General features: G+C 36.0%; 5 protein-coding genes. All 5 read left to right on the plus strand.

The features are described 5' to 3' along the window. The first annotated feature begins 122 nt into the window (after positions 1-122). Positions 123-494, plus strand: a complete 372-nt coding sequence (locus ORI89_RS19115) for a hypothetical protein (RefSeq protein WP_268232126.1) — start codon at positions 123-125, stop codon at positions 492-494. Beyond that, positions 481-786 (plus strand): hypothetical protein, encoded by a 306-nt coding sequence (locus ORI89_RS19120; protein ID WP_268232127.1) that lies wholly within the window; start codon positions 481-483, stop codon positions 784-786. Before ORI89_RS19115 ends, ORI89_RS19120 begins: the two co-directional genes overlap by 14 nt. Continuing rightward, positions 776-1,021: a hypothetical protein gene (locus ORI89_RS19125; protein ID WP_268232128.1), complete on the plus strand. Its 246-nt coding sequence runs from the start codon at positions 776-778 to the stop codon at positions 1,019-1,021. Before ORI89_RS19120 ends, ORI89_RS19125 begins: the two co-directional genes overlap by 11 nt. After that, a complete protein-coding gene (locus ORI89_RS19130; RefSeq protein ID WP_268232129.1) occupies positions 1,021-1,233 on the plus strand; it encodes a transposase in 213 nt (70 codons plus the stop codon). Before ORI89_RS19125 ends, ORI89_RS19130 begins: the two co-directional genes overlap by 1 nt. Positions 1,234-1,305: 72 nt before the next feature. Beyond that, the coding region (locus tag ORI89_RS19135; RefSeq protein ID WP_268232130.1) for a DNA cytosine methyltransferase at positions 1,306-1,579 on the plus strand (274 nt) is incomplete at its 3' end.

Here is a 1,579-nt window from a genome sequence, read left to right on the forward strand (position 1 = left end):
GCAGCAAGGCAGTTTGCAAATGAAATGGCAGGCGACGGACATTACAACATGTCGGAGATTGACGCATTCGTAGATGGGTTTAACTACTTGTATGAAGACTTGAAAGGAGGCTTAAAATGATAATGTATAACGATTCAGTATACGAAAGTTTCGAGGAAATTTTCGAGGAAGTGATTTGCGATTTAGAAGATGGTACGATCGAGCATGAGGATTTAGTTATCGAGTACTGCGATTGCAAACTTGAAAAAGTTTTAGATCGAATAGATATCGAGGAAATTGTCATGGGATTAGTGGAAGATAGAGACGATGAAGAAGGGATAACATCATCTGCGATTATTAAGTTATTCCAAGACAATATGAATGTCGAAAAAATAATGCAGGAAATGCCATCACTGTATTATCCCGACAACAAAACCAAAACGTTCGACTTACGGGAACTGGACGACTACAAAGAGTATTTAAATAGCAAGGAGGCACAAAATGAAATTGAATAAAATTTTAAAAGATTGCAAACAAGATTTAATTAGCCGTGGCCAAACTGGTTTTATATCCTGTATATGTCTCACTTGCGGCATTAGAAATAATCATTCCGAAGAAAATGGATATTGTCAAAACGGACATGATGACTGGCTAGAATATAGAGATGTTTTGTATAAAAATGAAACATTCAAAAGAGCTATGTCACTATTCAGATTAGGTGAGGGCGATCTTACAGTATTGTTTGCTACTGACACAATTAAACAATTTACAATTTTCAAAATAAAGGAGGTGAAAGGTGACGTTTGAAGTGTTTAAAACCGAAGCAGAAAAATACGAAGGCGCTAGTGTTGGGATGAATGGAAATCAAGTGCATCTAACTTACAATAGTATGTGGGCTACATTCCCAGTTGATCGAGTTGACAAGATGAAAGAGTTTTTAAACAATATAAAGTGGCGACACTCGATTGACAACCCGAACAAGCCAACTGACGAAAACTACGATCCTACACAGCCCTATCCACAACTTAAACTATTCGACTAATGAAGTACACCAACTCCCAAATTGCCTACTGCATAGAGGAAGTTGTAGGCAATTGCAGAACTGCTGCTGATGTATCTAGAGAAACAGGAGTAAGTGAGCAGCAACTAGGAAAATGGCTTTCTGTTCATTGGTTTGGAAATAAGTATAAAGAGAATTTTGAAACAAGAGAAAGCAGTATTAACGAATTAAGTGATAACAGCGATTATCAGTAAAAACAATGATTTATTTAACAATAGCCCTTATATCACTTTTTAAGTTGGTAAGGGAACAGATAAAGTAAGATTATGATTAACGCATTTATTTTACAACATAAACCTTTTAAACCTCAAATTGTAGAACATATCGAGGATATACAGTTTATAATAATAGATCTATTTTGTGGAGCAGGAGGAACAACTATAGGTTTTGATAAAGCAAAGAACTCCTTGGGAAGACGTATGGCAATAATAGCTGCATGTGTAAATCATGATCACAAAGCTATACGCAGCCACTGGGAAAATCACCCCGAAGTTTACCATTTTGAAGAAGATATAAGAACGTTAGAACTTTCTCCATTGA

This window comes from Sphingobacterium sp. UT-1RO-CII-1 (assembly GCF_026711005.1).
GTDB lineage: Bacteria > Bacteroidota > Bacteroidia > Sphingobacteriales > Sphingobacteriaceae > Sphingobacterium.

Coding starts and splice junctions, on each gene's coding strand:
- ORI89_RS19120 (WP_268232127.1), top strand. CDS start 481: ATGAAATTGAATAAAATTTTAAAAGATTGCAAACAAGATTTAATTAGC.
- ORI89_RS19115 (WP_268232126.1), top strand. CDS start 123: ATGTATAACGATTCAGTATACGAAAGTTTCGAGGAAATTTTCGAGGAA.
- ORI89_RS19130 (WP_268232129.1), top strand. CDS start 1,021: ATGAAGTACACCAACTCCCAAATTGCCTACTGCATAGAGGAAGTTGTA.